The 19,677-nt window shown below is 68.8% G+C and carries 19 protein-coding genes and 1 pseudogene; 11 read left to right on the top strand and 9 right to left on the bottom strand.

The genetic code is table 11. From position 1 onward, the window contains the following. Nucleotides 1–100 precede the first annotated feature (100 nt). The 3 genes from RM812_RS02425 (at nucleotide 101) to RM812_RS02415 (ending at nucleotide 2,655) form a co-directional block, all read left to right on the top strand. Complete coding sequence (locus RM812_RS02425) at nucleotides 101–1,498, top strand: carbamoyltransferase C-terminal domain-containing protein (RefSeq protein WP_311570686.1); 1,398 nt, start codon at nucleotides 101–103, stop codon at nucleotides 1,496–1,498. A gap of 5 nt (nucleotides 1,499–1,503) precedes the next feature. Further along, nucleotides 1,504–2,265 (top strand): DUF6071 family protein, encoded by a 762-nt coding sequence (locus RM812_RS02420; protein WP_311570933.1) that lies wholly within the window; start codon nucleotides 1,504–1,506, stop codon nucleotides 2,263–2,265. Between the two features lie 255 nt (nucleotides 2,266–2,520). Further along, entirely contained in the window at nucleotides 2,521–2,655 is a 135-nt protein-coding gene (locus RM812_RS02415; protein ID WP_311570685.1) for a hypothetical protein, read from the top strand. A gap of 170 nt (nucleotides 2,656–2,825) precedes the next feature. On the opposite strand, the gene RM812_RS02410 is transcribed toward RM812_RS02415, so the two are convergent. The 4 genes from RM812_RS02410 to RM812_RS02395 form a co-directional block, all read right to left on the bottom strand. Beyond that, the gene (locus RM812_RS02410) at nucleotides 2,826–3,698 is read right to left on the bottom strand and encodes an LLM class flavin-dependent oxidoreductase (protein WP_311570684.1); all 873 of its coding nucleotides are present in this window, start codon (nucleotides 3,696–3,698) and stop codon (nucleotides 2,826–2,828) included. Nucleotides 3,699–3,799: 101 nt separating this feature from the next. Further along, complete coding sequence (locus RM812_RS02405) at nucleotides 3,800–4,459, bottom strand: response regulator transcription factor (protein ID WP_311570683.1); 660 nt, start codon at nucleotides 4,457–4,459, stop codon at nucleotides 3,800–3,802. Beyond that, complete coding sequence (locus RM812_RS02400; protein WP_311570682.1) at nucleotides 4,456–5,637, bottom strand: sensor histidine kinase; 1,182 nt, start codon at nucleotides 5,635–5,637, stop codon at nucleotides 4,456–4,458. The genes RM812_RS02405 and RM812_RS02400 overlap by 4 nt, the downstream gene beginning before the upstream one ends. After that, nucleotides 5,634–6,467 (bottom strand): CPBP family intramembrane glutamic endopeptidase, encoded by an 834-nt coding sequence (locus RM812_RS02395; protein ID WP_311570681.1) that lies wholly within the window; start codon nucleotides 6,465–6,467, stop codon nucleotides 5,634–5,636. The genes RM812_RS02400 and RM812_RS02395 overlap by 4 nt, the downstream gene beginning before the upstream one ends. A 464-nt stretch (nucleotides 6,468–6,931) precedes the next feature. Between RM812_RS02395 and RM812_RS02390 the strand changes: the two are divergent. Together RM812_RS02390 and RM812_RS02385 are read left to right on the top strand one after the other, a co-directional pair. Continuing rightward, nucleotides 6,932–7,691 (top strand): annotated as a pseudogene (locus RM812_RS02390) (lipase family protein). Between the two features lie 226 nt (nucleotides 7,692–7,917). Next, a complete protein-coding gene (locus RM812_RS02385; RefSeq protein WP_311570680.1) occupies nucleotides 7,918–9,093 on the top strand; it encodes a carboxylate-amine ligase in 1,176 nt (391 codons plus the stop codon). On the opposite strand, the gene RM812_RS02380 is transcribed toward RM812_RS02385, so the two are convergent. After that, entirely contained in the window at nucleotides 9,080–9,856 is a 777-nt protein-coding gene (locus tag RM812_RS02380; protein WP_311570679.1) for a 2OG-Fe dioxygenase family protein, read from the bottom strand. The two genes, RM812_RS02385 and RM812_RS02380, sit on opposite strands and share 14 nt — an antisense overlap. A 291-nt stretch (nucleotides 9,857–10,147) precedes the next feature. Here RM812_RS02380 and RM812_RS02375 point away from each other — a divergent pair, with 291 nt between their 5' ends. Beyond that, on the top strand, nucleotides 10,148–10,318 hold the full coding sequence (locus tag RM812_RS02375; protein ID WP_311570678.1) for a hypothetical protein: 171 nt from the start codon (nucleotides 10,148–10,150) through the stop codon (nucleotides 10,316–10,318). 146 nt (nucleotides 10,319–10,464) lie between these two features. On the opposite strand, the gene eno is transcribed toward RM812_RS02375, so the two are convergent. Further along, nucleotides 10,465–11,772 (bottom strand): phosphopyruvate hydratase, encoded by a 1,308-nt coding sequence (eno, locus tag RM812_RS02370; RefSeq protein ID WP_311570677.1) that lies wholly within the window; start codon nucleotides 11,770–11,772, stop codon nucleotides 10,465–10,467. 163 nt (nucleotides 11,773–11,935) lie between these two features. On the opposite strand from eno, the gene RM812_RS02365 reads away from it, so the two are divergent. Then, nucleotides 11,936–12,358 carry a MarR family winged helix-turn-helix transcriptional regulator gene (locus RM812_RS02365; RefSeq protein ID WP_311570676.1) on the top strand — a complete coding sequence of 141 codons (423 nt, stop codon included), beginning with the start codon at nucleotides 11,936–11,938 and terminating at the stop codon, nucleotides 12,356–12,358. Nucleotides 12,359–12,718: 360 nt separating this feature from the next. Here the strand turns inward: RM812_RS02365 and RM812_RS02355 are convergent, their stop codons facing one another. Beyond that, complete coding sequence (locus tag RM812_RS02355; protein WP_311570675.1) at nucleotides 12,719–13,315, bottom strand: TetR/AcrR family transcriptional regulator; 597 nt, start codon at nucleotides 13,313–13,315, stop codon at nucleotides 12,719–12,721. Between the two features lie 167 nt (nucleotides 13,316–13,482). On the opposite strand from RM812_RS02355, the gene RM812_RS02350 reads away from it, so the two are divergent. From RM812_RS02350 to RM812_RS02340, 3 genes are all read left to right on the top strand, one after another. Further along, nucleotides 13,483–14,448 (top strand): alpha/beta hydrolase family protein, encoded by a 966-nt coding sequence (locus RM812_RS02350; RefSeq protein WP_311570674.1) that lies wholly within the window; start codon nucleotides 13,483–13,485, stop codon nucleotides 14,446–14,448. 405 nt (nucleotides 14,449–14,853) lie between these two features. Next, nucleotides 14,854–16,053: an acyl-CoA dehydrogenase family protein gene (locus RM812_RS02345; protein ID WP_311570673.1), complete on the top strand. Its 1,200-nt coding sequence runs from the start codon at nucleotides 14,854–14,856 to the stop codon at nucleotides 16,051–16,053. Nucleotides 16,054–16,196: 143 nt separating this feature from the next. Continuing rightward, entirely contained in the window at nucleotides 16,197–17,408 is a 1,212-nt protein-coding gene (locus RM812_RS02340) for a CaiB/BaiF CoA transferase family protein (RefSeq protein ID WP_311570672.1), read from the top strand. 94 nt (nucleotides 17,409–17,502) lie between these two features. On the opposite strand, the gene RM812_RS02335 is transcribed toward RM812_RS02340, so the two are convergent. Then, complete coding sequence (locus RM812_RS02335; protein ID WP_311570671.1) at nucleotides 17,503–17,898, bottom strand: MerR family transcriptional regulator; 396 nt, start codon at nucleotides 17,896–17,898, stop codon at nucleotides 17,503–17,505. Between the two features lie 144 nt (nucleotides 17,899–18,042). On the opposite strand from RM812_RS02335, the gene RM812_RS02330 reads away from it, so the two are divergent. Next, a complete protein-coding gene (locus RM812_RS02330; protein WP_311570670.1) occupies nucleotides 18,043–18,414 on the top strand; it encodes an EthD domain-containing protein in 372 nt (123 codons plus the stop codon). A gap of 230 nt (nucleotides 18,415–18,644) precedes the next feature. Here the strand turns inward: RM812_RS02330 and RM812_RS02325 are convergent, their stop codons facing one another. Further along, nucleotides 18,645–19,634 carry a translation initiation factor 2 gene (locus RM812_RS02325; protein WP_311570669.1) on the bottom strand — a complete coding sequence of 330 codons (990 nt, stop codon included), beginning with the start codon at nucleotides 19,632–19,634 and terminating at the stop codon, nucleotides 18,645–18,647. Nucleotides 19,635–19,677: the final 43 nt, after the last annotated feature.

Raw genomic sequence — 19,677 nt, 5'->3', positions numbered from 1 at the left:
CCGTTCATGTACAAGTGAACCGGCCGATGCCGTGATCACTTGGGGGATATCGGCGCTTTCTCATGACGCGTCCCTGGCCGTCGTACAGGATGACCGGATCGTGTTCGCCGCGCATGCGGAACGCTATTCCCGGATCAAGAACGATGCCTTTCTCCATCCCGAACTGATCCGAGAAGCCGGGAGCTTCGGCCTACCGGACGAGGTCGTCTGGTACGAGCGGCCGATAGTGAAGAAAATACGGCACCTGCGGGCCGGACAGTGGGGCCACGCCCTGTCGACGTCCGACCTGCCCCGCCGGTACCTGAGAACGGTCGGCCTGCCGCGCAGGACGCCCGTCTCGTACGTGGGGCACCACGAAGCGCATGCCTGGGCGGGCATCGCCACGAGCGGGTTCGACTCGGCGGCCGTCATCGTCGCCGACGCCATCGGGGAGTTCGACTGCTTCACGATCTTCGGCTATTCCCCGGAATCAGGGCTCCGGTTACGCTACCGCCGCCGCTACCCCCATAGCCTCGGGCTGTTGTACAGCGCTTTCACCCGACGGTGCGGCTTCAAGCCCAACGAGGACGAGTACATCCTCATGGGCATGGCCGCTTACGGGCAGCCACGCCACGTCGACGACATCCTCGACACGTGGATGTCCCTGGACACACCGGGCTACCGACTGACGACGAACGTCCACCGGGGCATCGGAGACTGGCTGCCCGACGCGCGCCCGGAGGACCTCGCAGCGAGCATGCAGGCGGTCACCGAGAGGGTGCTCGTCGAGGCCGCGTCCTGGGCGCGCAAGGAGATCGGTGCCCCCCACCTGATCCTCATGGGCGGAGTGGCACTGAACTGCGTGGCCAACTCCGTCATCGCCCGCGAAGCCGGGTTTCCTCATCTGTGGATCTTCCCCAACCCCGGGGACGCCGGTTCGAGCGTCGGAGCCGCCGCCGCTCGGCTGCGGAGGGCACTGCGGTGGGATGGGCCGTACCTGGGGACCCCGATCCAGCGTGACCTCGACATCCCGGCCGTGGTGACCAGCCTGAGCACGGACGGCGTGGCAGCCGTAGCCAACGGCGCCGCGGAGTTCGGGCCGCGGGCGCTGGGCAACCGGTCCCTGCTCGCCGACCCCCGGCCGGTGGACATGAAGGACCGCGTCAACAGAGTGAAGGGACGGGAGAAGTTCAGGCCGTTCGCGCCCGTGATCCGGGAGGAGCTGCTGCACGAGTACTTCGACGTGCCTGTGCCGACCACCCCGTACATGCAGTTCACCGCACGGTGTCGCGCACCGGAGGCGTTCCCCGCTGTCGTGCACGTGGACGGCAGCAGCCGGGTGCAGAGCGTCTCCCGGCTCGAGCATCCCGTTCTGCACGAACTGCTGCGGCAGTGGGAGACCGAGTCGGGCTGCCCCGTGCTCCTGAACACGAGCCTGAACTCGCGTGGGGAACCCCTCGTCAACACCTGGCGGGAAGCCGAGTCGTTCGGGCATCGGGAAGGAGTGCGCGTCCATTGAACTCCGTGACGTCCCGCCCCATCCGCCTTCTCGTCGCCAACGGATGCAGCTACACCCGTGGAGCGGAGCTGGGGCGTGCACAGGACGCGTGGCCGGCCCTGGTGGCCGGCGCACTGGGTGTGCCGTGGGTCAACCTGGGCTGCGACGGAGGTTCGAACCGGCGGGTCGTCCGTACGACCGTCGGCCAACTCGACCGCCTGGCCGCAGCGCACCGAGTGCCCGTTGAAGAGGTGCTGGTGGTCTGCATGTGGACCGGTCTCTCCCGTCACGAGTGCTACACACGCCGACGGGACAAAGGACACGGGTTCCGGCCGGACATCCCCGACGAGTTGCGCTGGCACCGCCTGAGCCGATGGCGGATCCAGATCGAGGACCAACTGTCGGAGGCCTACTACCGGCACCTGTGGAGCGCCCAGGGGGCCATGACCAACTTCGCGCTGGACTGGCTCATGCTCGACGGCTACCTCCGCTCCAGGGGTGTTCAGGGCAGATACGTCTTCGCCTGGGACGTTCTCCGGTTCCGGCAGGACGAGCAGACCCGACGGCTGCTCGGCGGGCTGGACCCGGCGACCGTGTACGGCGGTTCGGTGACGAACTCGCGTGTCTCGTTCTACACGGACATCGTCGGCCGGTTTCCGACCGGCGAGATGCAGCACCCGCTGGAGGAGGCGCACGCATGGTTCGGCGCCTCGCTCTTCCGTTGGCTGGGGGAGCACGGTATCGCAGGCGTTCCCCGGGCGGCGGGTGGCCCGCCCCGGAAGGTGTAGCCGGTCCGACCGACGGTCCGGTGACATGAGAAGAAGGGGCCGCAGTCTTCTGAGCCTGAATCTCGCTTCGTCCCTCGGCTGGTCCTGGGAGCGGTCCCGCCACGCCGAGTACGCCGTCGTCCTGGCGGAATCCCGCGTCCACTGCGCCCCGCGTAGGCTGAGGGCGGTCCTGGACGAACGAGGGACGCGCTGAGCGAGCCGGCCTTCCCCAACTCGGTGGTTCGTACCGCACAGCATGACGAATGACGTGGGCAGATGACTTCCGATGCCCTCGTGGGCAGCACCTTCCAGGTGGTGGGCGTGCTCACCCGCATCGGAGCCGAGCGCGACCTCTTGCTCACCCAACTTCGGGTCTCTTCGGCATCCTCCGCGACCGCCGCCCGCGCATGACCGAGCTCGCCGCGATGCCAGGCCTGCACATCAACCTTGTCCGGCCTCATCGACGCACCGGGCCCAGACCCAAGTACATCCAGTACGAGGGTCTGGGCCCGGTGCGCCGGGAGCACGCACATAACGCCGCCTGCCCGCTCGGGAGACGACGGGAAATACGACGACAGAGCCTAGCGGCCAAGGGCCTCCAGCAGGCAGCCGAGCTGTCGCACCGGCTCGGGGCCGGCCATCCGCAGGACGACCGTGTCCGCGCCAGCCGCCGCCAGTTCGTGGACCCGGTCGGCGGCTTCCCCGGCGCGGCCGGAGACAGCGAACACCTGGTCCGCCGGGCGGCCGAGCCAGGCGCCCTGGCCCTCCACCTGAGGCTGCAGCGTCTCCGCCACCCGCTGCGGATCGTCTCCCACGCAGCAGAAGGCGAGCACCGTCACGGTGTGATCGGGCCCGGCGCCGCCCTTGCCGGCCAGCGCCCGGGCCGTCTCCACCTCACGGGGCCCGTGCCCCTCGGCGATCACCGTGCCGTCCGCGACCCGCCCGGACAACTCCAGGGAACGGGGCCGTACCACTCCCGCAACGACCGGCGGCGGCTCGACGGGCGGGTGCACCAACTGGACGCCGTCCAGCCGCACTTCCCGGCCCGCCAGCTCGACCCGCTCCCCGCGCAGCAACGCACGGACCGAGCCGATCGTCTCCTCCAGCAGAGCGAGCGGAGAGCGCGGCGCGGCACCGACCGAGACCATCCACTCCCGCACGCCGTGACCGACCCCGGCGACCAGTCGGCCCGGGAACACCCGTGCCAGCGTGGCCAGTTCCATCGCCAGCAGGGCCGGACTGCGCAATGGCGCGGGCGTGATCCCGATGCCGACCCGCAGCCGCTCCGTCGCTCCCAATGCCACGGCCGCGGCGGACACACCCCCGTTCCAGCCGAGATCCTCGACCACCCAGAGGTCGTCCACGCCGAGTGCCTCGACCTCCCGCGCGAACCCGGGCAGCCCTTCCGGGGCCCAGTCGCGGTCGTACATCACACCGATCCGTACTGTCGTCATGGATCGCAACCTATGTTCCGCCCAGGAAATGATCAAGACTCCAACGGAGTTGGCGGACGCCGGACGTCACGTACCCGACGCGCCGCCGCCACACGGCGGCGTCAGGTTGCCAGGCCGTGGCGGTAGGCGTAGACGACGGCCTGGACGCGGTCGCGGAGCTGGAGTTTGGTGAGGATGCGGGAGACGAAGGTCTTGACGGTCTCCTGGCTGATGAAGAGGGCCGCGGCGATCTCGCTGTTGGAGAGGCCGTCCGCGATGAGGCGGAGGACTTCCAGTTCGCGGGGGGTGAGCGGGATGTCGCCGGAGGTCTTCTCCGTGGGGCGGATGCGGGCGGCGTACCGGCCGACGAGCTGGCGAGTGACGTCGGGGTCGAGGAGGGCCGCACCGGCGGCCACGGTCCGGATGCCGTGGAGCAGCCGGTCCGGGGGCGCGTCCTTGAGGAGGAAGCCGCTGGCTCCGGCGCGCAGGGCCTCGTAGACGTATTCGTCCAGGTTGAACGTGGTCACCACGAGGACTTTGACGGGGTGGGGTACTCCGGCGCCGGCCAGCAGGCGGGTGGCTTCGAGGCCGTCGAGGACCGGCATGCGGATGTCCATCACGACGACGTCGGGCCGTACCTTGTGGGCGAGTTCGACTCCGGTCTGCCCGTCTCCGCATTCGCCCGCCACTTCCATGTCGGGCTGGGCGTCGATGATGGTGACCAGGCCGGTGCGGATCAGCATCTGGTCGTCGCAGACCAGGACCCGGATCGGCGCGCTCACGAGGTGCTGCCGACAGGGATGCGTGCCCGTACGGTGAAGCCGCCGTCCGTGCCGCTGTCGGCGCTGAAGTCGCCGCCCAGGAGGTTGACGCGTTCACGCAGGCCGGTCAGGCCCCGTCCGCTGCCGACGGCGGCGGCGCTGTGTGAGCCGCTTCCGTCCGTGCTGACCTCCACGGTGATCTCCCTTTCGCCGTGCCGTACCTGAACGGAAGTCCGGCTGCCGTGAGCGTACTTGAGCGCGTTGGTCAGCGCTTCCTGCACCACCCGGTACGCGACGAGGTCGGCGCTTCCGGTCGACGCCGGTGGTGTGCCCTGTTCGGTGAAGTCCACCGGCTGTCCGGCGCGGCGGGTCTGCTCGACGAGGGTGAGGACCCTGCCGACGGCCGGTGTCCTGGAGTCCTTGGCCTCCGCGCTCCCGGTGCCGGTGTCGTGGTCGGGGTTGAGCAGGTCGAGCAGGTGGCGCAGGTCGGTGATGGCGCGGCGGCCGGTGTCGCTGACGGCGGACAGGGACTGCTCGAGCCGCTCGGGAGCGGCGGTCAAGTAGCGGGCGGCCTCGGCCTGTACGACCATGGCGGTCACGTGGTGAGTCACCACGTCGTGCAGCTCACGGGCGATCCGGGTGCGCTCGGCGGTACGGGTCTCCGCGGCGACGCGCTCACGGCGTTCGGCCTCCGCGACGCGGGTGGAACGCAGCCACGCCCCCGCCCCCCAGGCCAGGGCCAGCACCAGGTAGAACGTCACGAACTCCTCCGGCGTCTCGCCGCCCGAACCGAGTCGGGAGAGCGCGATCGCCAGCGGCACGTACGCCACGGAGAGGAGGATCACGGCGGTGCGCCTGCGGTGTTCAAGATGGGAGCCCGCACTGATCAGCACGAGGGGCAGAGCGGTACCGGCCACCGAGTGGTAGCCGCGCAGCTGGTCGAGGGCGAAGCCGCACGTCACCAGGGCGAGCGAGACGACCGGCCACCGTCGGCGCACCGCGAGCGGAAAGCATTCCAGGGCGAGGACCACGACGGCGAGCGCGTCGAAGGGGCGGGTCGGCAGGTCCCCGACCACCGTGCCTTGGCCGCGCAGTCCCGGAAGGAACGACGCGACCAGGAACAGTATTCCGAGCGGAAGGTCGCGGACGGTGACGTCGAGCCGACGCCACAGCTGGCCGGCCACCTGTGGGCTCTTCACCGGGTCAGTGTAGCGAGGGCGTTGACGCGCTCGGCACGCTGCCGGGGGACGATGTTGCCGCGCCGGCGGGCCAGCCACAGGAAGGCGATCGTCAGCAGCGCACCGAACACCATCGAATACACACTGGCCTCCGGGCCGAACTCGCCGCCCGTGATCAGCTTGGCGCCCGACATCGAGGCGTCCAGCAGTCCGTGCGTGTCGCCGTTGCCCGAGACCGCGGTGCCGAAGATGCCGGACTCCGCGAAGTTCCAGCCGAAGTGCACGCCGATCGGCAGCCACAGGGAGCGGGTGGCGGCGTACGCGGCGGCGAGCATGCCACCGGCCTCGATCGCGATGGCGATGCCGCCCAGCAGGGTCGCGTCCTTGTTGAGCAGATGGACCGCGCCGAACACCACACCGGACAGCGCCAGCGCGATGTACGTGCCCAGACCTCGCTCCACGAGCCGGAAGAGCAGGCCGCGGAACATCAGTTCCTCCGTGATGGCGGCGCCGGCCATGAAGCCGACCAGCCCGATCGCTCCGGTCAGCGAGCCGAAGCCGTGGACCTCGTAGTCCCCGAGGAAGTAGATGTTCGCGATGACGCATCCGAACATCACGACGCCGATGACCAGGCCCCGGAGGAGCGACCCCTGCGCTCCCTCCCGGGCCAGCTCCGTGACCGGACGCCGCTCGGTGCGCCCCACGACCCACCGGTAGACGAACACCGAGAGCACGACCGTCAGGCCGCCCAGGAGGAGCGAGAGCCACGGGTTGTCCTGCACCGCGGTGACGCTCTGACCGCCGACCGCACTGACCGCGACCACGGCCAGGACCTGCCACACCAATTTCATGACGACTCTTTCTTGTTCCCGTTTCCGGTTCCTCGTCCGGGCCGCGGCCGGGGTCCTGCGGCTGAACTGAACGCTAGGGAAACGGTGATCAGAAAACGTCACCCCACAGTGGACACCTGCACGTAGCTCTCACGGGGGACGAGTCAGCCGGTCGGCGAAGTCGGTCCGGGTGAAGTCGTGGCCTTGCCGTGCCGCTCCCCAGAATTGGGGCCCGAACCGAAGGGTGGGGCTTTCGTCGCCTCGCAGTCGGCCACTGCCGAGCTTGTCGGGCGTGCTCCCTTCGGATGGTTCCTTCCAGCGCGGGGTCTGGTCGGCATATGCCGACGGTAGGGGTTGTGAGGACGGTTGTGCGCGTCGGCGCCGGCCGTCTGCCGACTCGTCGTCCGAGGAAGAAATGCCCTGTGGTCGTTCCCGCCGTCATCGATCACCACGCCACCGACTACAGCCTGCAGCACGCCTACTGCATGGCCCAGGCCGCGGCTCTGGCCTACAAGGACAAGCCCGCCATCGAGCAGCAGGCATCCGCCTGGGGTTTCGACCGGGTGCGCCACCACGAGACCCGGTTCACCCCGCCCTTCCCCCTGCAGGACACCCAGGCCTACACCATGGCCGGCGACCGGATGATCATCACGGCATTCCGGGGTACCGAGCCGGTGCAGATCAAGAACTGGCTCACCGACGGCGCCACCCCGCCGAGCGCCGGACCAGGCGGGACAGGGCATGTGCACCACGGTTTCGCCGAGGCCCTGGAATCGATCTACCCCGACGTCATGCGCGCCCATGAGGAGTTCCACGCGAACGGCCAGAGTGTGTGGTTCACCGGGCACAGTCTCGGCGGGGCGCTGGCCATGCTCGCCGGTGCACGCATGTACCTGGAGGAGCCGCGGTTGGCGGCTGACGGCGTCTACACCTTCGGCCAGCCCCGCACCTGCGACAGCACACTCGCCACGGCTTACAACACCGGCTTCGCAAAGCGCATGTACCGCTTCGTCAACAACAACGACATCGTGCCGCAACTGCCGCCACCGCCCCACTACACCCACGTCGACGCTCTCCGGTACATCGACTCCCGCGGCAGGATCCACGAGTCCATGCCCCCTGATCGGCGGCCTTACCGACCGAGCCGGAGGCATGACCGCCGACCTGTTCGCGCCCGGCAGCGACGGAGTGCGCGACCACTTCATCGACAGCTATCTGACGGCCCTGGAAAAGAACCTGAAGTGAGGGACGTCGTCGGCAGAACGGGCCCTACGGCCGTGGCCGCCACCGCGCCGGCTACTGCGACGTCCTTCGGGCATGCCGCGTTGATCCCCGTGGCACCGCGGCGCGGACCGCGATCCGCCGCCCACTTGCACAGGGGCCAGGGCTGAAAGGGCGAGCTTGTCGGGGAGGTCGGCGGGCAGCGCGTGTGCCGGGCGACGGGGCGGGCCGGGCGCATGATGCTGGAGCAGTGACCAACGACTCGCGTTCCGCTCCCGCCCCCGCCACCGCCGACGAAGGCTCCCTGCCCACGGTCGGCGTGGAGGAGGAGTACTTCCTTGTCGATCCTGTCACGCGCCTGCCGGTCTCCGGTGGCCCCGAGGTCGCCGCGCACGCTGCTGGAGACATCGGAGACCTTGTCGCCGAAGAGTTCGCCCAGTGCCAGGTCGAGGGCCGCACCCCGCCGTGCCGGACAGCCAGTGAGCTGCGCCGCCACCTGGCGCGGGTGCGAAGGGCACTGGTAGACGCGGCCGGCGGCGAGGGGCTGGCCCTGTGCGCGTCGGGTACACCGGTGCTGTGGGGCGACGGGCCGGCTCACGTGGGCGACCACCCGCGCTACCAGGCCGGCCGGCAGCAGTACCGCACCATGATGGACGACTTCGCCATCAGCGCGCTCCATGTCCACGTTCATCTTCCCGACCGTGAACTGGCCGTTCTCACCGTCAACCATCTGCGGCCCTGGCTGCCGCTGCTCATCGCACTGAGCGCCAACTCGCCCTTTCACCGGGCCCGGGACACCGGGTACGCCAGCTGGCGCTCGGTCATCAGGAGCCGCTTTCCGTGCCTGGGGCCGCCGCCGTACGCGGCCTCGCTGGAGGAGCACCAACGGCTTGCTGTGGTGATCGCCGATACGGAGGCGATGCTCGAGCCTGACATGCCGTTCTGGGACCTGCGCCCCAATCCCAGACTGCCCACGGTGGAAATCCGCGCCATGGACGTTCTCCAGCACGTCGACGACACCGTCGCCGTTGCCGTGCTGCTGCGGAGCCTGGTCGTCACCGCGGCCGGGAAGGCCCAGCTGGGTGACCCGGGGCCCGCGTGGAACAGTGAAGTGCTCCGGGCTGCCTGCTGGCGTGCCGCCCGTGACGGCTGGAGCGGCAGCGGCTTCGACGCGCTGACCGGGCGCGTCAGGCCGGTGGCACAGCTCGCTGACCAGCTGGTGCAGCACGTCCGCCCGGTGCTGGAACAGTACGGAGACCTTCAGACGGTCACCACGTTTGTGCGGCACCTGGCAAGGCACGGCGACGGAGCCTGCCGACAGCGCGCCTGGGCCGGGGGCGGCGCCGGTCCGGCAGGGGCGGTGGACCGGCTGGTGCGGGAAACCGCCCGTACTCCCGGCTTCGACGACACGATCAGCGGGGCGTAAGGGTGGTGACCAGGACGTCTCGGTACGCGGGCAGGGAGGCGTCCAGCGGGCGAATCGGTGAGACGCCGTGCAGCGTCGCACGGTCGTCACCCAGCAGAAGGGCGCCGGGCCGGCTGAGTGTCGTGGACATCAGTGCTGCGCCGTCCAGGTCGTATACCGTGCTCTCGCCTCCGGCAGCGTTCACCCGGTCGATGAGCAAGGAGGTCACCAGAGTGACTCCGTCGCGGTGCCGGCCCTCAGGCGTGGGCTGCCCCTCGCCGTCGGCCTCGGCCATGACCCTGAAAGGGTGCACCTTGACGTTCCACTCGTCCGCGTCATCCAGGCATGCGGCGACCTGACCGAGCATACGGATCAACGACGTCAGGACAGGCTCGGCCACGAAGGCGTCGGTCAACGGTTCGAAATGGCGGTCCACCTCCACATACAGTGGATTGCTCTCCTGCGGCTGCACGAACGCGACGTGCGGCCTCACCACGATGTCTCCCGCTCGGGACAGGGAGAAGTGTCCGTAACGCCGCAGCCGTCGCGTCCCGGTCTGGGCCGCGTAGGTGTCGAGCGCCAGTTCGTCCCAATGCCGGGCGAACCATGCCCACCCTCCCCTCTCCACGCCCAGACACTGCGAGACGGCGTCCGGCGTCATCACGTATGAGCCCGTCGAAACGAGAGCCTGGCAGGCCTCCTCGAGCGACGGGTGAGCGGGAGCCCCGGCCGCGTGGCCGGTCCCGCTCTCCCGCCCCGCACTGGTGGTGTTTCCATCGTCCATGAGGCCATGCTCCGGCGTGACACGGCACGTCGCATCCGGTGCAGCCCGAGCACGAATCCGCTACAGGCCGCCCCTGCGCCCATCCTCCTTTCTGACTTTCGCCCGGTGCCCGCGTCGTGCCGTCAGAAATCCCACGAGGTCGGGGGCGCAACCACAACCGGACTGGCTCGTTCTACAGGCATGATCACGAACAAAGTGGTGGCGCGTGCGGCGGTAGCCGTAGGCCTGACCGTCAGCGCACTCTCGGCACCCAGTGTTGCGTTCGCAGCACCTGAGCCCTCCACCCCTGCCATGGGGCAGCGTGTACCGCTGCTGGGCCCGACCCTGTGTCAGCTCGGCATCCTCCTCTGCGAGGAGACCGCGGGAGACGAGGCTCCCAAGGTTGAGGAAGACGAGGCGTCCAAGGCCGAGGGGGACGAGGCGTCCAAGGCCGAGGGCGACGAGGCTCCCGAACCGAACTGAGTTGTCGCCCGGCCTTCGTCCGCGAAGCCGCCGTTCGGGAAACCGTGGGCCCACGCCAGTAACGGGGTGGGTCCACGGCTTTGTCTGTGCCTCGTCGTCCCTGGAGGGACGAGGGCGAGCACGGCGCCAAGAAGCTGGCCCGCTGGTCATGCCCGCCGCAGTGCGGAGCGACCCGCGAAGCGAGCCGAGTCGCCCAACTCCTCTTCGATCCGGATCAGTTGGTTGTACTTCGCCGTGCGGTCGGAGCGAGAGAGCGAGCCGGTCTTGATCTGACCGCAGCCGGTCGCCACCGCCAGATCCGCGATGGTGGTGTCCTCCGTCTCGCCCGAGCGGTGCGACATGACAGCCGTCCAGCCCGCCTGGTGGGCCGTGGCCACCGTGGCGAGTGCCTCGGTCAGGGTCCCGATCTGATTGACCTTGACCAGAACCGAGTTGCCGACGCCGGTGCGGATACCCTCGCGCAGCAGCGTCTCGTTGGTGCAGAACACGTCGTCGCCGGTCAGTTGACAGCGGTCGCCGACGCGGGCGGTCAGCTCGCGCCAGCCGTCCAGGTCGTTCTCCGCCATCGGGTCCTCGATGGAGACGACCGGGTAGGCGTCGATGAGCCTGGCCAGGTGGTCGGCGTGCTCGGAGGGAGTGCGGCGCACCCCCTCGCCCGCGTAGTCGTACACCCCGTCGCGGAAGAACTCCGACGACGCCGGGTCCATCACCAGGCCGATGTCCGTGCCGGGCCGGTAGCCGGTGCGCTCGATGGCGGTCATCACGAAGTCGAGCGCCTCTTCAGCGGTACGCAGCGCCGGCGCGAAGCCCCCCTCGTCACCGACGCCCGTGGAGTGCCCGGCGGCCAGCAGATCACGGCGCAGGGTGTGGAAGACCTCGCTGCCCATGCGGACGGCTTCGGCGAAGGTGTCCGCACCCACGGGCGCGATCATGAACTCCTGGAAATCCAGCGGATTGTCGGCGTGGGCGCCGCCATTGACGATGTTCATCATCGGCAGCGGCAGGAGGGCGGCGTCGGCGCCGCCGAGGTAGCGGTAGAGGGGTTGGCGGTGGGCTGCCGCGGTGGCCTTGGCGGCGGCGAGGGAGACGCCGAGGATCGCGTTGGCGCCGAGCCGAGACTTCGTGGCGGTGCCGTCAAGGGTGACCAGCGCGGCGTCGAGACCCGCCTGGTCCGCCGCGTCCCGGCCGCACACGGCCGCCGCGATCTCCCCGTTGACGTGGGCCACCGCGCGGTCGACACCCTTGCCGTGCCAACGCGCGGAGTCTCCGTCGCGCAGTTCCACGGCCTCCCGGGCGCCGGTGGAGGCGCCCGAGGGGACAGCTGCGCGCCCCAGGGACCCGTCCGTCAGGACGACGTCGACCTCGACCGTGGGGTTGCCCCGGCTGTCGATGATCCGGCGGGCGGTGACGGTCTCGATGGCGGCGTCGACGGTTCCGACTGCCTCTGTGGACATGGGAGGTCCTTCCCGTTGTCGTGTGCCGTGGCCCCGGCTGCGACAACGCTGGCGCTGGGCCCGACGAGACAAACCCTACAGCAATGCTGCTCAGTGTGGCTGTGCAGAATTGCTGTGCAGGTCAGCTGCGCAGCTTCGCTGGCCAACAGTGGTAAAATGCCGTATGCCCACCTCGGAAGCCGCCGCCATCGCCGTCGAACTGCGCACCGCGATGGGCAAGCTCACCCGACGCGTCAAGCACGAGGACCGCATCCCGCTGGGCCAGGTCGCCGTGCTCGGCGCACTCGACCGTGACGGTGCCATGACCACCAGTGACCTCGCCGCGGATCAGCGCGTACGCCCCCAGTCGATGGCCCGGGCGGTGGGGCTGCTCATGGAACAGAACCTGATCACGCGCCGGGCACATCCCACGGACGGCCGCAAGTCGCTGGTCGAGTTGTCGGACGCGGGCCGAGCCGCGCTCGAAGCGGAGCGTGGCCGCAGGGCCGGATGGCTCGCGCAGGCCATCGAGGACGAACTCACGGATGAGGAGCGGGCGCTTCTGGCGCAGAGCGCCGCTCTGCTGGAGCGGCTCGCCACACACTAGACGAGTCATTCCGATGTGCTCAGCGGCTGTGGGCACGGGTGATGCGGAGAGTCTCGCCGTGGATGGCCTCGCCGTCCACGGCTTCCCCAGCCGCTGGGTACGCGACAGCGCCGTGCTGCGCGAGGACCACCGACCGCGTCGCGAGGCACCGTGATGTCGGACGCGCCGGTGCCGGGCCGCAACGCGATGTCGACCACCGGTTGCTCGATGGCCGCCCCGGTTCAGGTCCAGGCGCAAAACCTTCCGGACGCCGCACGAGCCGACGTTGCGGGTGGTACGGACGTCTCCTGTTGTTGAGAGGCGGCCGCTCGGAGCGCGTGGCAGCGCGGAGGGACCAGGTCGCGATGCCGCCCGTCGGCGTCAGGACGCGTGAGGTCGCTGGAGTCCCTGGAGGAGAAGGGCGATCAGGCGTCGGGGGTCGTAGCGGGGGTCGTTGTCGTGGCCGATGCAGAGGTTTCCGATGCCACGCATCAGCTCGTAGGGCTGTGTACCGGGGCTGATGTCACCGGCCTCGACCGCAGCGTCGAGCAGTTGGGCGCAGACGGGCAGCAGACGGTCGAGGAAGTAGGCGTGCAGCGCGGCGAAGCGGTCGTTGTCGGACTGCAGGGCGTCGGCGAGTCCGTGCTTGGTGACGAGGAAGTCGACGAAGAGGTCGATCCACTGGCGCAGTGCGTCGAGCGGGGAGTCGGCGCCGGCCAGCAGGTTCGGGCCGGCCTCGACGCATGCCTCGATCTGGTGGCGGTAGACGGCTGTGACGAGATCCGCACGGGTCGGGAAGTGGCGGTAGATCGTGGCCATCCCGACGCCCGCCTGGGCCGCGATCTGGCGGATCGGTGCGTCGACGCCGGAGGAGACGAACACCTCTGCGGCGGCAGTCAGCACCGTCTGCCGGTTGCGCTGGGCGTCGGCCCGCTTGCCACGGGACGGTGACTCCCCTGCGGGGTTGTCGGTGGCCATCACGTACTCCTCCCACACCGATTGACAAAACGGAGCGTTGCTCCGAATACTAGTGGAGCGGCGCTCCGCTTCAGCTTATCCGAAGTGGGATGCCCCTGACTGCTGTGTCCGCCGCCGGTCGCAGGTGACCGGCGGACGGCACATGCCACCGAAAAGGAAGCCACATCGTGAGTACATCCTCTGCGTCCGGCGTCGACGTCTTGAGCACGCCCGTGCCGGTCCTGTCCTTCAGCCCCGTGGTCCTCTCCGTCCCGGGACGTCCGGTGGACCTCGAGGTGCGCGTCTCCGTACCCGCCACCGGAACCGGCCTCCCCGTCATCCTGCTCTCCCACGGTCACGGCCCTTCGAACAACCTCTCCTCGCTCAACGGCTACGCGCCGCTCGCCAACTTCTGGGCCGCCCACGGATTCGTCGTCATCCAGCCCACCCACCTCACCTCCAGGACACTGAGCCATCTGGTCGCCGACGCACCCGGCGCCCCCGACTTCTGGCGCTCCCGCGCCGAGGACATGACTCATGTCCTCGACCGGCTCGACGTGATCGAGCACACCGTGCCCCAGCTCGAGGGACGGATCGACCACACCAAGGTCACCCTTGTCGGACACTCGCTCGGCGGCTTCACCGCCGCTCTCCTGCTGGGTGCCGGGCTCAAGGACCCCGACACCGGGAAGGTGGTGCACCTCGCCGAGCCCCGGATCAAGGCCGGCGTGCTCCTCGCCGCGCCCGGTAGGGGCGGTGACGTCCTCAACGGGCCCATGGCCGAACAGTGGCCGATCATCGGCGCCGTCGACTTCTCCACCATGACCGCACCCGCTCTGGTCGTCGCCGGAGACAAGGACGACCCCCGGCACTTCACGGACATGGGACCGGACTGGCACGCCGACCCCTACACCCTCGCCCCCGCACCCAAGACCCTGCTCACCCTGTTCGACGCGGAGCACGGACTCGGCGGGATCGCCGGATACGACGCCGCCGAGACCACCGACGAGAGCCCCGAGCGAGTCGCCGCCCTCGCCCGGCTCACCGCGGCCTACCTCCACACCCAGCTTCACCCGGGCGCCACCACATGGCAGGACGCGTGTGAGTCGCTGACGACTGGACCCAACTCGGCAGGACACGTCGAACACAAGTAAGCCCCTCGAGGCCACGTCCCCTCACCCGACGGCCCGCGCCGCCGGGTGAGGGGACGTGGAGGCCTGAGCGGCGCAGGTCGGCGACCTGGCGGCTGATCGTGGACCTGTTCAGGCCCGTGAGCTGGGCCAGGTGCCCCTCCCGGGCCCCCGTCGCGTGCCGCGCCTGGCTGAGCAGGGCGCAGGCGACGAAGCCCGGTCCGGGGTGGAGCTTCTCCGCTTTGGCGCGGCCTGGGAGCCCGGTCGGGATCTGGTCTTTGACCTGTCACTTCCCTGGGAGTCACTGGAAGAGCGGTCCGTAGCGGTGCGTACACCCACCGAGCCACCTCAGAGGTGCCGGATCCACTGGCCGGGTTCGGGGAACTCTGGTTCGGTGCACCGCATGTCTCCACCCATGGAAGGACGATCATGTCCGCGCAGCACAAGAAGATCGACCCGTCCGCCGTCGAAGGCGACTTCTTCCGGATCAAGGACCTCCTTTCGCCCGAGGAACGACAGACGCTGGAGAGGATCCGTACCTTCCTGCGCGAGAAGGTCGAGCCGAACGCCGGCGAACTGTGGGCCCGGGCCGAGTCCCCGCTCCACATGGTGGACGAGATCCGCGACCTGGGCATCACCGGCATCCCCGGGGATGCCCCCGGCATCACCGCCCGCAGCCCGCTGCTGAGCGGCCTCATCAGCATGGAGATGTCCCGCGTCGACCCGTCGTTCGCCACCTTCTACGGTGTCCACAACGGCCTGGGCATGGGCTCCATCCGTGAGTGCGGTTCCGACGAACAGCGTGAGCGGTGGCTGCCGCAGATGGTCGAGTGGCGCAAGATCGGTGCTTTCGGACTGACCGAGCCGCTGGTCGGTTCCGGAACGGCCGGTGGGCTGCTGACCACCGCCCGCCGCGACGACGGCGACTGGGTGCTCAACGGCGAGAAGAAGTGGATCGGCAACGCCACGTTCGCCGACCTGGTCGTGATCTGGGCACACGACGAGGCGGACGGGCAGGTCAAGGGCTTCGTGGTGGAGAAGGGCACGCCCGGCTTCACCGCCGACAAGCTGGAGGGCAAGATCTCCCTGCGGGGGGTGCAGAACGCCCACATCGTCCTGGACGACGTACGCGTCCCGGAGGAGAACCGCCTGCAGCGGGCCAATTCCTTCCGCGACACCGCACGCGTGCTGAAGGTCACTCGTGGAGGTGTCGCCTGGCAGGCGATCGGTTGCTCGATCGGCGCCTTCGAAGCCGCCCGCGCCTACGCGGTGGAGCGCGAGCAGTTCGGCAAGCCGATCGCGAGCTTCCAGCTCATCCAGGACCTCCTGGCCCGCATGCTCGCCAACATCACCGCCTCGCAGGCCATGGCGGTGCGGATGGCCCAGCTGCACGCCGAGGGCACGCTGAGCGACGCCCAGGCGGCCATGGCGAAGATGTTCTGCACCACTCGGATGCGCGAGACCGTCGCCTGGGCCCGAGAGGTCTTCGGCGGCAACGGCATTCTGCTGGAGTACAAGGCCGCCCGCTTCTTCGCCGACGCCGAGGCCCTCTACTCCTACGAGGGCACCCGCGACATGAACTCCCTCATCGTCGGCCGCGCAACCACCGGCATCAGCGCGTTCGTCTGAGCCGTCGGTCAGCCCTGCCGGTCGCCGTCCGACCGGGCTCGCACCGCCGGATCCGTCGGCCTGCCACCCCCGCGTTCGAGCTCAGCCTCCGCCGCATCCGCATCCGCATTCCGCACAGCGTTCCGCAAAGGGATGAGACCGCCATGACCGACTCCACCACGACGACCGGCACCCGTCCCCTCGAGGGCCTGCGCGTCATCGACCTGGCCAGCGTCATCATGGGTCCTTACGCGTGCCAGATCCTCGGCGATCTCGGCGCCGACGTCATCAAGATCGAGCCCCCGGCCGGGGACGTGATGCGCCGCCTGCACAAGCGGGACGCCGACACCATCGGCGCGCTGGCGCTGAACATCAACCGCAACAAGCGCAGCGTCCGCCTCGACCTGAAGAGCCCCGAGGGCAAGCAGGCCGCACTGGACATCATCGCCACGGCCGACGCGCTCGTCACCAACATGCGCCCGCGAGCCCTGCGAAAGCTGGGCCTCACCTACGAGGACCTGGCAGAGAGCAACCCGCGACTGGTGTACTGCAACGCCCAGGGCTTCCGCTCCGACTCCCCGGCCGCCGACTACGCCGCCTACGACGAGGTGATCCAGGCATCCTCCGGCATGGTCGACCTGATGCGGCGCGTCACCGGCAAGCCCTATTACATCCCCACGGCCATGGCTGACAAGGTCTGCGGCATGACCATCGCCTACGCCGTGCTCGCCGCCCTGCTGGGGAGGCAGCGCACCGGCAGGGGGCAGCATGTCGAGGTGCCGATGGCGGACACGATGTTCGCCTTCACCCTCGTGGAGCACATCGGCGGCCAGGCCTACGAGCCGCCGGCCGGCCCGGTCGGCTTCCCCCGTTCCCTGGAACCGGGGCACATGGCCTTCCCCACCAAGGACGGTTACGCATGCATCCTGCCGTACAACCACCGTGACGCGGAGGCGTTCTTCGCCTTCGTCGGCCATCCGGAGAAGCTGGAGGGGTTCACCCCGGAGAACTTCCAGTCCAAGGTGGGAGACCTGTACGAGCTCATCGCCCACTACACAGACGGGCACACCACCGCCGAGTGGGAGGCCTTCTGCTCCGCGCACTCCATCCCGTTCGCCCCGGTCATGAACCTCGACCATGCCGGCGAGCACGCCTACTGGGCCAACGGGCACATGCTCGACGTCCAGCAGCACCCGCACGTCGGCGCCTACCGGGTCATCGGGGAGCCGGTGCGCTTCTCGGACTCCTCCCTCGGAGTACGCCGCCCCTGCCCCGAACTCGGCGAGGACACCGGTTCCGTACTGGCGGAGATCGGGTACACCCCCGAGCAGGTGACCGCCGTCACCGGTGGTGCCGGCCAGGACGCGCGGGACTGACGATCCCGCGACGCGGGCTCGGCGACGCCCCGCCCCGGCGAACCGAGCCCAGCGGCCCGGGGGCACTCGGTCATCGCAGTGGGCCTCCTTCCGCCTACCCCTCCGCCCCGGTCCACCCGGGTTCGTCGTCTGTGTCCTTCGCCAGGTACTTCTGGTTGTCCTCGATGAGGTGGTCGAGCGCCGACCTGGCAGCGGCGATGCCGTCCATGGCTGAAGAGAGCCGAGCTCGCTCGCGATTCATGATCGTCAGGGCTCGCCGCGCTCTGTGCCTGCTGGGCTCTGCCATGCAGGGAGCCATCTCGGCGATGGTGCTGCTGGACATGCCTGCGGCCAGGAACGCCTGTATGAGGCGCACCCTTCGGACGTGGTCCTCGTCGTAGTGACGCTGTCCGCTGGGAGAGCGTGAACTGACGAGCAATCCTTGGTCCTCGTAGTAGCGCAGCGACCGACGGCTGACCCCCGTCCGGGTGGACAGTTCACCAATCCGCATCCCGTCTCCTCATTGTGCACTGGGTCACAACGGCTTGCCCCTGACATCAATGTGAGCGTTTAGGTTAACTCGTGCAGTCGCGCGTCCTGCAGCCCCCTGCAGCTGAACGGTGACGCGGCTTTACGAGGAAGAAGGAAGAAGCCGGTGCTCAAGTTCATCTTCATGATCAACCGCATCGAAGGAATGTCTTTCGAGCGATTCGTCGAGTATCACCGGAATCGGCACGCCCCGTTGTTCACCTCAATTCCGGAGGCGCAGCGCTACGTGCGGAAGTACACCGTGTCCCACCCGGTGCGCGCCGAGAACTACCCGAGCCCCGCCTACGACGGCCTGACCGAAATTTGGTTCGAAAGCTGGGAAGACCATCATGCGTTTTTTGCCTCCGAAAACTACAAGAAGCTGGTCAATCCGGATGAAGCGAAGTTCATCGACGTGAGTTCCGTAGCGTTTATGGTCACCGAAGAAGAAGTGGTCATCCGACACGACAGCCCTACCCGGCCGCGAGTTCCGCGATGACAGTGGCAACAACTACGTGCAGAGGGCGGACCTGGTGATGCCGACGGTGTGCGTGTGGCCGGGAGTGGCCATGGCGATCACGTGATCGTGAGGCCGCACACCATGATGGCGGCCGACGTCGTGCTCCAGGGCCATGCCACCGTCACCGCGCAGGTGTTCCTCGGACGTCCTCGGCCACGGAGAGGTCTGGATGGGCAATCCGTCGAGACGTCTCGGACCGGCCCCTCGCCTCACAGACCCCTGGCCGACATGATGTTCTGTTCGGCCCGCTCCACGTCGAACCGGCCGGCCGGGTCACCGTTGCCGCGCTCCACGGCACCGCGTACAAGGGCGAGGTAGAAGAGGGTCGGTGCGCAGGGCGTCCACCTGTCCTCCGGCTTGTCCGCGATGAAGCCGAGCACCGACTCCGGGTCCGAGTCCACGAACTCGAAGCGGTCGTGTTCCCATTTGTCGGTGACGCCTCGCGTCCAACGAAGGCGCAGCGTCGGTTCGTCCAGATCGGGCAGGACCGCCCGGAAAAAACCCGCCCACTGGTGATTGACCAGGTCGAGTCCAAAACCGAGAAGCTCCAGACGAAGCTTGTCCGTCCTGTGAACGGCGAGTTCCTCGTACAGAGCGCGGCGGGCCACCGCGTGCAGGCTGATCGGGCTGCCGTCCTTGGGCAGGTCGTGTTCGCGGGCCAGGCCTTCGTTGGCCGAGGAGTTCCACCGCGCACTGTTCGGCCCAGCCACCTGGGCGCTGCGCCGGGAGAACAGCATCTTGCCGTCCTTGCCCGTCTCCAGGGCCACATTGACACCGAAACTGCAGTTCATCCAAGCCGGCGCCTCCGCCGGATCCTTGTCCTCGAGATACTGCTTGCGCAGCGTGAGGCCGTTTTCCTGCTGCCGCTCCAGATTGAGCGACGTGGTGAGGAAGTCGAAGTAGTCGGCGTCCCGCAGGGAGAGGGAGACCACGGGCTCCTCGGCCAGGTGAGTGCGAGTCACCACGACCCGGTCGACCGCGAAGCGCTCGTTGTTCCAGCGGTGCGGCAGGCCGCTGGCCTCCTTGCGCTCCTCCTCCGCCTCGATGGAACGCCGCCAAGCCCCGATCTCCTCCGGGAACTCCACGCGCTCCGGCGTGTACCGGACGCGGACGTTCTCCTCCTGGATGGGCCGCGTCCCGTCCCCCTCGAAGAGGTGGCAGCCTGTTGCCCGGCCGACCACGGTGAATCTGTCACGCATCGTCAACTCCAGTGGTAATAAGGTTGAATGGAATGAGAGGGAT

It is taken from the genome of Streptomyces lancefieldiae (assembly GCF_031845825.1).
Classification (GTDB): Bacteria; Actinomycetota; Actinomycetes; order Streptomycetales; family Streptomycetaceae; genus Streptomyces; species Streptomyces lancefieldiae.
This window is presented reverse-complemented; position numbering and strand designations above follow the sequence as displayed.

What these genes read in the sequence shown, in the direction of transcription:
- RM812_RS02325 (WP_311570669.1), bottom strand. Translation starts at nt 19,634, where the DNA reads ATGCGTGACAGATTCACCGTGGTCGGCCGGGCAACAGGCTGCCACCTC.
- RM812_RS02335 (WP_311570671.1), bottom strand. Translation starts at nt 17,898, where the DNA reads ATGCGGATTGGTGAACTGTCCACCCGGACGGGGGTCAGCCGTCGGTCG.
- eno (WP_311570677.1), bottom strand. Translation starts at nt 11,772, where the DNA reads ATGTCCACAGAGGCAGTCGGAACCGTCGACGCCGCCATCGAGACCGTC.
- RM812_RS02355 (WP_311570675.1), bottom strand. Translation starts at nt 13,315, where the DNA reads ATGGCCACCGACAACCCCGCAGGGGAGTCACCGTCCCGTGGCAAGCGG.
- RM812_RS02395 (WP_311570681.1), bottom strand. Translation starts at nt 6,467, where the DNA reads ATGAAATTGGTGTGGCAGGTCCTGGCCGTGGTCGCGGTCAGTGCGGTC.
- RM812_RS02375 (WP_311570678.1), top strand. Translation starts at nt 10,148, where the DNA reads ATGGGGCAGCGTGTACCGCTGCTGGGCCCGACCCTGTGTCAGCTCGGC.
- RM812_RS02410 (WP_311570684.1), bottom strand. Translation starts at nt 3,698, where the DNA reads ATGACGACAGTACGGATCGGTGTGATGTACGACCGCGACTGGGCCCCG.
- RM812_RS02380 (WP_311570679.1), bottom strand. Translation starts at nt 9,856, where the DNA reads ATGGACGATGGAAACACCACCAGTGCGGGGCGGGAGAGCGGGACCGGC.
- RM812_RS02340 (WP_311570672.1), top strand. Translation starts at nt 16,197, where the DNA reads ATGACCGACTCCACCACGACGACCGGCACCCGTCCCCTCGAGGGCCTG.
- RM812_RS02345 (WP_311570673.1), top strand. Translation starts at nt 14,854, where the DNA reads ATGTCCGCGCAGCACAAGAAGATCGACCCGTCCGCCGTCGAAGGCGAC.
- RM812_RS02415 (WP_311570685.1), top strand. Translation starts at nt 2,521, where the DNA reads ATGACTTCCGATGCCCTCGTGGGCAGCACCTTCCAGGTGGTGGGCGTG.
- RM812_RS02365 (WP_311570676.1), top strand. Translation starts at nt 11,936, where the DNA reads ATGCCCACCTCGGAAGCCGCCGCCATCGCCGTCGAACTGCGCACCGCG.